This is a genomic window from Acinetobacter sp. GWC1_38_13, from assembly GCF_001767535.1.
Classification (GTDB): Bacteria; Pseudomonadota; Gammaproteobacteria; order Pseudomonadales; family Moraxellaceae; genus Acinetobacter; species Acinetobacter junii.
On sequence record NZ_MELG01000063.1, the window covers coordinates 1 to 8,464 of the forward strand.

An 8,464-nucleotide genomic window follows, 5' to 3' on the forward strand; every position below is an offset into this window, starting at 1 on the left:
TGAGCAAAAGAATCAGTTAGATCAGAAGTTAGCACAGGTTTTACAGCGTGTGATTGTGGAGCAGTGTTCGACTCAGACTAAGGCGGTGATTCAGGCTGAAGGTATTCAGGCGGTTAGTGAGGCTTTTCAACAGTTAGGTCAGAGTGCGGGGCAGGATATTGTCAAAGACCCAGCGGTCAGACAGCAGTTGCAAGGCACATTGCGTTATATTGATTTAAATAAGTTAGTCACGACTTTTTTAACGCCTGATATCTGGAATAAGTTGGGTGTTTTAAGCGAACGATAGTTTAGCTAGATATAGCTACAATGAACAAGATCGATTTTCGCAAGTAGTGAGGTGAACGATATTTATATATTAGAGAAAATTGATTGCGGGCATAGAGCAATCAATTTTCCTTGTATTATTCATTGCTAAAAAAAATTTTTTATTTAAAATTATTAATAATTCATAACTTACTAAATATCATATGTTTATATTATTTATCCTTTCTTTGATTTTGATGGTGCTAGCTTTCTGGGGAATTGAAAAAAAATTCAACTTTTTTTATGAAACAAAGAGTTGGTTTGATAATATCTCTAATAGATTACAGCAACAGACTAAATTAAAAATAGATATTTTTAAAATTATTATCGTAATTATAACTGGTGGGATAATTGCTTATTTATGCTTTTTTTTGGTTAAAAAGCTTTACTTACCATATTTTGAACAAATATTGGATGTAAGTAAGGGTGGAAGTTTTGTTTTAAAATCCTTAGACGAAGATAGTCCAGACTTAATAAGTAATTGGTTTGTTTTTAGTAGTCTAATTAATGATTCTTTAAATTTCACGGAAAATGATAACTCTAGTCGGATTAGTGATTGGGGAACTTTTGGAGATTTTATAGGAGGAACTCTAAATCCAATTTTAACCTTTTTAAGTATTTGCTTGATTTTGTATACTGTTTATCAAAATAAAAAATCTTTGGATTTCAATTCGGAAGAACTTGCATTAAGTCGTAAGGCACAGCAGGATTCTGCGAACTCGCAGAGGTTAATCCAAAAAACTCAAAATCTTCAGCAATTTGATAGTCTTTTTTTTAGTTTATTAAATCAGTTTAAGTATCAACAGGATCAATTATGTTCTTTAGATGAAAATGGTAAGAGTAAAGTTGATAAAATTTACAGATCTATTTTTGTAGATGATTACGAGTTAGATTTAGATTGTAAAAGACATAAAATTTTACAAAACCAAGAGTTAAGTCAATATTATATATGTTTATACCAATTATTTAAATTGATAAACTCAAAAATTGATAGATCACCAAATGAGGTTGATAAAATTGAAGAGTGGGGAGATTATGCTTTAGAAAAGCAATATACAAATATTCTTAGAGCTCTTATTCCACCAAAACTACAACAACTTTTGTTTTTGAATGCTTATACATCATTTGATGAATATAGATGGTATTTATCTTATTATTCATTTTTAGAGCATATGCCATTTAAAAATTTAGAACGTGGTGATGAGTTAAATGTTGATTTGTTGGTAATAGCTAAATTTTATAAATTAGATAGCCAATTGCTTAAAGGAGATTTTCAGGTTTTTGGGGAATCTATTTATTTTTATGCTATTTTAAATAAAAGCTGTTACTCAGAGTTTATTGAGTCTGATGAATGTTTTTTTAGTGGTTGGGAACTAGTCAAAGAAAAATTCTTAAATTTTAATGAGATCATTTGTTTATTTAACCCTGTTGATGTTTCTAATTATGCAACTACGATTTGTTATGAATATATTATTATACGTAGAAATATTGATGGTTTTATTGTTAATGTTAAGTGTGTTTATCGCAATGACTTAAAAGTTAACGAAAATGTAAAAACTGAAAAAAGATGTAAAATTAATTCTATGCGCTTCCAGAATTATGGTTTTAGTTTGTATGTAGATAGTAATCTTAGTTTACATTTTTATGGTGTTGAAGATTTTTTTATTAAAAGAGAGCAAAATGACAGATATGATGAATCTGATTTCGTTGAAATAAAAAAAGAAAACCCGCTCTAAAGCGGGTTTTCTTTTGAAATTAGATCAGCTTAACTAATCAATTTCTTCATTAATTCATTTACTTGAGCTGGGTTGGCTTTACCTTTTGCAGCTTTCATGACTTGACCGACTAGACCGTTAAAGGCTTTTTCCTTACCAGACTTGTACTCTTCAACCATTTTTTCATTGGCTGCAAGAACTTCTTTGATGATCGCTTCAATCGCGCCTGTATCAGTTTCTTGCTTCAAGCCTTTTTCAGCAATAATATCATCCGCAGATTTTCCTTCTGCTTCCCACATAAAGCCAAACACTTGCTTCGCGATTTTGCCGTTAATGGTGTTATCGACAATACGTGCGATCATGCCACCCAATTGTTCAGCAGAAACAGGAGAGTCTGCCAATTCTAGGCCCGCTTTGTTTAAAGCACCTGAGAATTCACCCATCACCCAGTTTGCTGAAACTTTACCTTGTTTCGCACCGCCAGCAGCAGCTACAACAGCCTCGTAGAAGTCCGCCATTTCGCGTGACAGCGTCAATACATGTGCATCGTATTCAGTTACACCGAAGTCAGCGATAAAGCGCGCACGACGAGCAGCGGGCAGTTCTGGCAGGGCGGCACGTGCAGCTTCGATCTGCGCGTCGGCAATGATTACTGGCAATAAATCTGGATCTGGGAAGTAGCGATAGTCGTTCGCTTCTTCTTTTGAACGCATTGAGCGAGTTTCCATCTTGTTTGGATCGAACAAACGAGTCTCTTGATCAATCTCGCCGCCGTATTCCAAGATTTCCATTTGACGTTCAATTTCAACATTGATCGCTTGTTCAATGAAACGGAATGAGTTGAGGTTTTTTAACTCGCAACGTGTGCCGAAAGGTTGACCTGGACGACGTAAAGACACGTTACAGTCAGCACGGAAAGAGCCTTCAGCCATGTTCCCGTCAGAAATACCTAACCAACGCACAAGGGTGTGAATGGCTTTGATATAAGCAACTGCTTCTTCAACGGAACGCATGTCAGGTTCAGACACGATTTCAAGTAATGGTGTACCTGCACGGTTTAAGTCAATCCCTGACATCCCTTCGAATTGGTCATGAATTGATTTACCTGCATCTTCTTCAAGATGAGCACGAGTCACACCAATGCGTTTTACAGTGCCATCCTCAAGTTGGATGTCGATATGACCTAAGCCTACGATTGGGTTATCCATTTGGCTGATTTGATAGCCTTTTGGAGAATCTGGATAAAAGTAGTTCTTACGTGCAAATACAGATGCTTGATCGATATACGCATCGATCCCCAAGCCAAAGCGAATCGCAAGATCAACGACTTCGGCATTCAATACAGGTAATACACCCGGCATCGCCAAATCAACAAGGCTGGCTTGTGTATTTGGGTCTTGACCAAATTCAGTTGATGAACCAGAGAAGATTTTAGACTTGGTCGCCAACTGCGTGTGGATCTCAATCCCGATAACGACTTCCCAACCGTCAATTAATTTCAACTTTTGAGCTTCAGCCATTATGCATTCTCCTCAGCAATTGCCGCACGTTTGGTATGCCAGTCTGTGTTTTGTTGATATTGATGCACAATCGAAAGCAATTGTGATTCTGACCAGTAGTTACCAATCAACTGTAAACCAACAGGCAAGCTGTCTTTATCAAAACCTACAGGTGCATTGATGGCTGGTAGACCTGCCAAGTTCACAGCAAGGGTGTAGATATCGCCTAAGTACATTTCAGTTGGACTAAGGTTCGCACCGATTTTGTACGCAGTCGTTGGTGCAGATGGCGCTGCAATCACATCGACATTTTCAAATGCTTTGAGGAAGTCTTGTTGGATTAAACGACGTACTTTCTGTGCTTTCACATAGTAAGCATCGTAGTAACCTGCAGACAGAGCATAAGTGCCGATCAAAATACGGCGTTGTACTTCAGCACCAAAACCTTCTGAACGTGAACGTTTGTAGAGGTCTAAAATGTCTTTTGGATTTTCACAACGGTAGCCATAACGAACACCATCGTAACGTGACAAGTTTGATGACGCTTCCGCAGGTGCGATCAAATAGTAAGTCGGAACGTAGGCTTCAGTCATGTTGAGATCAATCTCAACCAAAGTCGCACCCATTTCCTCAAGCTTTTTCAATGATTCTTCAACGCGGGCTTTCACGTCTGCATCCAAACCAGCGACATTGAAGTATTGCTTTGGAATACCGATGCGTAAACCTTTAACCGCTGTACCATTTAGGTTAGCAACGTAGTCATCGACTTCTTTGTCTACAGAAGTTGAGTCTTTAGCATCATGACCAGCAATCACATTCATCAAGTATGCACAGTCTTCTGCTGAGCGTGCCATTGGACCACCTTGATCCAATGATGATGCATACGCAATCATACCAAAGCGAGATACACGGCCATAAGTCGGTTTTAAACCAGTTAAGCCGCAGAATGAAGCAGGTTGGCGAATAGAACCACCTGTATCAGTACCCGTCGCAATAGGCGCTAAATCCGCTGCCACAGCTGCTGCAGAACCACCTGATGAACCACCTGGAACATGATCTAATGCCCAAGGGTTACCTGTTGCACCAAAGTACGAGCTTTCTGACGTTGAACCCATAGCGAATTCATCCATATTCACCTTACCTAAAGTCACAAGACCTGCAGCCTTAGCTTTAGCAACCACAGTTGCGTCATAAGGTGAAATGAAGTTATCGAGCATTTTTGAACCCGCAGTGGTTTTGATCCCTTGAGTACAAAAAATATCTTTATGAGCAAGTGGAATGCCTGCGAGTGCATGTGCATGACCTGCTTTCAAAGCAGCATCTGCGGCATCCGCTTCTGCTAAGGCCTGTTCTGCTGTAACCGTCACATAACTCTTTACTTTTGCGTCAATTTTGGCAATACGTTTTAAATAATGTTCAGTCAATTCACGTGACGAAAATTGGGCTTGTTTTAAGCCTTCAGAGAGTTCACGGATGGATAATCGATGTAAATCTGTCATATGAAAAATTTCTTTACATTCTAAATATAAAATATGAGTTAATTGAATAGAAATTATTCAATTACGCGAGGGACAAGGTATAGACCTGCTTCTGTAGCAGGGGCTACAGCCTGATATTCATCACGATGATTCGTTTCGGTGACCACATCGGCACGTAAAGGCTGAGGATTGTCAAATGGGCTCTTTAAAGGCTCAACATTATCGGTATTAATGCCTTTTAAGCTTTCCATCATACCAAGGATTTTATTTAAACTTTCAGCATATTCAGTAGATTGCGAGTCGCTTAGTGATAAGCGAGCAAGGTGCGCGATTGCTGAAACGGTCTGTGCATTTAAGTCCGTTGTCTGCTGAGCATCAGATGATGTAGACATAACTTTACCTAATTCAGTATCAAAAAATTGCAAAATATCGTGCGTTATAATAAGCGATTGACTTGTTCAAAGCATCACATTTCGTTAAAGTTGCCACCTTGCATCCATACAAAGTTTAATTGAGAACGCCCCCGTGATTCTAAAACGACTAATTGGCCTGTTTTCGCCGGATTTAGCCATTGATTTAGGTACTGCAAATACACTTATTTATGCACCAGGCCGTGGCATTATATTAAATGAACCAACTGTGGTGGCAATTCGCCATAGCGGTTCGCAAAAAATTGTTGCTGCTGTAGGTCTTGATGCTAAACAAATGTTAGGTCGTACACCAGCGAATATATCAGCAATTCGTCCTATGAAAGACGGTGTAATTGCTGATTTCGAAGTAACTGAAACCATGTTGAATCAGTTCATCGGCAAAGTACATGAAAAGCGTTTGTTCCCACCTGCGCCACGTGTTGTGGTGTGTGTGCCATGCAAATCAACTTTGGTTGAGCGTCGTGCGATCCGTGAAGCAGTATTTAATGCTGGTGCTCGCGATGTACGCTTGATCGAAGAGCCAATGGCAGCAGCGATCGGTGCAGGTATGCCAGTTGAGCAAGCATGTGGTTCGATGGTTGTAGATGTAGGTGGTGGTACCACTGAAATCGCAATTATCTCGCTACAAGGTTGCGTCTACGCAGATTCACTTCGTATTGGTGGCGATGTATTTGATGAACAAATCATTAATTATGTTCGTAAAGCACATGGTTGCGTGATTGGGGAAACAACGGCTGAAGTCATCAAGAAAGAAGTCGGCATGGCTGTAACAGATGGCAAAACACTTGAAATCGAAGTACGTGGTCGTAACTTGGCTGAAGGTGTACCTCGTGCTATCACTGTAACTTCTGATGAAATTACCCAAGCGATTGCTGATCCATTACAAAGCATTGTAAGTGCAGTTAAGTCAGCTCTTGAACAGACTCCTCCTGAACTTTCTTCGGATATCGCAGAGCGTGGTATCGTGTTGACTGGTGGTGGTGCATTGCTTCGCAACTTAGACAAGCTTCTTGCTCAAGAAACTGGTCTTCCTGTTGTTGTTGCAGAAGATCCTTTAACTTGCGTGACACGTGGTGGCGGTAAAGTTTTAGAATTCTTTGATAATCCAAACCATGACATGCTTTTTGTTGGCTAAATCATAAGGACTAGGCGGTGCAACCGAATCTTTTTTCAAGACAACCGCCATCTTTTCGCTCATTTGTCATTGCGGTAATTACATGCTTGGTTGTGCTGTTCTTTGACTGGCGCATGCCTTATGTGATTCAACCTGCAAGGGATGTCTTGTATGCCGCGTATAATCCAATTTATGCGCTGGCAAGCTATCCTGTACTGTCGAGAGAATGGCTTAACCAACAAACCAAATCAGAAGCCCAATTGCGCCGTGAAAATACCGCAATGCAAGCTGAACTTCTACAAGCTCAAGTTCGATTACAGAAACTATCTGAACTCTCTGCGGAAAATAACCGTTTAAGAGGGCTTTTGGATACGCCATTAATTATTGATGGGCGTATGCAGATTGCAGAAGTGATTGGAACAGATGCTGATCCATTACGTCACATTATTATTATCAACCGTGGTTCTGTTGATCATCTAAAAGTTGGACAAACAGTTTTGGATGATAAAGGGATTATGGGGCAGTTGGTTGATGTCTATCCGCATAGTTCACGCGTCATGTTGCTTTCCGATAAAGAACATTCATTGTCTGTTCGCTTAGAGCGTACGGGGATGCGAGCGATCGTGTCTGGTAAAGGTGATTTGGGTCAACTCAAAATGGATTATGTCCCAACCAGTGCCAATATTAAAATCGGGGATAAGGTCTTTAGTTCAGGTTTAGGTGAACACTTTCCTGCGGGTTATTTAGTCGGAACAGTGTCCAAAGTGAGTCGTCATACATCGGGTGAATTCGCTGAGATTGGTGTTCAACCAGCAGCACAATTGGCCAGTGGTCATCATGTTGTGATTCTGTTTTCAGAGTCTTTAGCGAAGGAGCAGCCTTATGCCGATCGCTAGACTAAATTATGAGAAACGTAAAGATCCTCTTTGGATGATCATTATTTCGATTTTGATTGGTTCAGTACTGCTCATCTATCCAATTTCATATGAAGCAGCGGGTTGGCGTCCGCCAATCATGATGATGATCATGTTGTTTTGGATTCTTTATCAGCCTGTTTGGTGTGGAGTGTGGTTTGCGTTTGCAATGGGGATTTTTACTGATCTATTGCTCGATGCACCACTGGGATTGAACGCACTTAGTTTTGTGTTCATTACGTTTGGAACACGTTATTTTATTCGCGAAAGACGTATTCTCACTTTTGGCAATTCATGGGTAATTGCGATACTTGCGATTATCGCGCATTTGTTGTTTTTATGGATTAGTCAGACTATTTCAGGTACTCATTTCTCAATTGCTCGTCATTGGCAACCTATTTTGACGACAACTTTGGCATGGCCTGTTGTGTATTACTGTTTACATAAATGGCGAATATAATTCTTGCGTCAAGCTCGCCTCGACGGCAGGAGCTGTTAACACAACTGGGCTTGGACTTTAAGGTTCATAGTCCTGATGTGGATGAGACGGTTTATCCTGATGAAAGCGTTAAGTGTTATGTTGAACGCTTGGCTCGTGAAAAAGCCCAAGCTATTTTAACTCTGTATCCTGATGCAATTGTGATCGCTGCTGATACCAGTTTGAGTTTTGCAGGTAAAATTATTGGTAAGCCTGATTCAAAACAGCATGCTTTTGAGATTTGGACTCAGTTATCAGGTCAATGGCATGACGTATATTCAGGCATATGTGTTGCATCTCGATCTAAAATGTTAAGTGATGTGGTACGTACTCAGGTTGAGTTTATGCAGCTTAGCTCAAGCGCAATGGAAGCGTATTGGGACACGGGTGAACCTATAGGTAAAGCAGGGGCATATGCTATTCAAGGTATTGCTGCGCGATTTATTCCTCAAATAAGAGGAAGTTATAGCAATGTTGTGGGTTTGCCTTTACATGAGACAGCACAGTTATTAGAAAGCGTTAAGGCATTTGG

The 8,464-nt window shown here is 39.9% G+C and carries 8 protein-coding genes and 1 pseudogene; 6 read left to right on the forward strand and 3 right to left on the reverse strand.

What is annotated here, in order from left to right; all coding sequences use genetic code 11:
• Positions 1-286: pseudogene (locus A2003_RS06275) on the forward strand (hypothetical protein); the annotation flags it as partial.
• 214 nt (positions 287-500) lie between these two features.
• Complete coding sequence (locus tag A2003_RS06280) at positions 501-2,039, forward strand: putative phage abortive infection protein (protein WP_286686992.1); 1,539 nt, start codon at positions 501-503, stop codon at positions 2,037-2,039.
• A gap of 29 nt (positions 2,040-2,068) precedes the next feature.
• Here the strand turns inward: A2003_RS06280 and gatB are convergent, their stop codons facing one another.
• The 3 genes from gatB to gatC are packed head-to-tail and all read right to left on the reverse strand — an operon-like array spanning position 2,069 to position 5,387.
• Positions 2,069-3,538, reverse strand: coding sequence for an Asp-tRNA(Asn)/Glu-tRNA(Gln) amidotransferase subunit GatB (gene gatB / locus A2003_RS06285; RefSeq protein ID WP_286686993.1), 1,470 nt, complete (start codon positions 3,536-3,538; stop codon positions 2,069-2,071).
• Positions 3,538-5,016, reverse strand: coding sequence for an Asp-tRNA(Asn)/Glu-tRNA(Gln) amidotransferase subunit GatA (gene gatA, locus A2003_RS06290; RefSeq protein ID WP_005402135.1), 1,479 nt, complete (start codon positions 5,014-5,016; stop codon positions 3,538-3,540). The genes gatB and gatA overlap by 1 nt, the downstream gene beginning before the upstream one ends.
• Before the next feature lie 53 nt (positions 5,017-5,069).
• Entirely contained in the window at positions 5,070-5,387 is a 318-nt protein-coding gene (gatC, locus tag A2003_RS06295; protein ID WP_004908649.1) for an Asp-tRNA(Asn)/Glu-tRNA(Gln) amidotransferase subunit GatC, read from the reverse strand.
• 133 nt (positions 5,388-5,520) lie between these two features.
• On the opposite strand from gatC, the gene A2003_RS06300 reads away from it, so the two are divergent.
• The 4 genes from A2003_RS06300 to A2003_RS06315 form a co-directional block, all read left to right on the forward strand.
• On the forward strand, positions 5,521-6,561 hold the full coding sequence (locus A2003_RS06300) for a rod shape-determining protein (RefSeq protein WP_004908648.1): 1,041 nt from the start codon (positions 5,521-5,523) through the stop codon (positions 6,559-6,561).
• Positions 6,562-6,578: 17 nt separating this feature from the next.
• Complete coding sequence (gene mreC, locus A2003_RS06305; RefSeq protein WP_004908644.1) at positions 6,579-7,436, forward strand: rod shape-determining protein MreC; 858 nt, start codon at positions 6,579-6,581, stop codon at positions 7,434-7,436.
• Complete coding sequence (gene mreD, locus A2003_RS06310; RefSeq protein WP_039047143.1) at positions 7,423-7,914, forward strand: rod shape-determining protein MreD; 492 nt, start codon at positions 7,423-7,425, stop codon at positions 7,912-7,914. The genes mreC and mreD overlap by 14 nt, the downstream gene beginning before the upstream one ends.
• The coding region (locus A2003_RS06315) for a Maf family nucleotide pyrophosphatase (protein WP_125272456.1) at positions 7,902-8,464 on the forward strand (563 nt) is incomplete at its 3' end. The genes mreD and A2003_RS06315, both read left to right, overlap by 13 nt.

What these genes read in the sequence shown, in the direction of transcription:
- A2003_RS06280 (WP_286686992.1), top strand. Translation starts at nt 501, where the DNA reads ATGGTGCTAGCTTTCTGGGGAATTGAAAAAAAATTCAACTTTTTTTAT.
- gatB (WP_286686993.1), bottom strand. Translation starts at nt 3,538, where the DNA reads ATGGCTGAAGCTCAAAAGTTGAAATTAATTGACGGTTGGGAAGTCGTT.
- gatA (WP_005402135.1), bottom strand. Translation starts at nt 5,016, where the DNA reads ATGACAGATTTACATCGATTATCCATCCGTGAACTCTCTGAAGGCTTA.
- gatC (WP_004908649.1), bottom strand. Translation starts at nt 5,387, where the DNA reads ATGTCTACATCATCTGATGCTCAGCAGACAACGGACTTAAATGCACAG.
- mreD (WP_039047143.1), top strand. Translation starts at nt 7,423, where the DNA reads ATGCCGATCGCTAGACTAAATTATGAGAAACGTAAAGATCCTCTTTGG.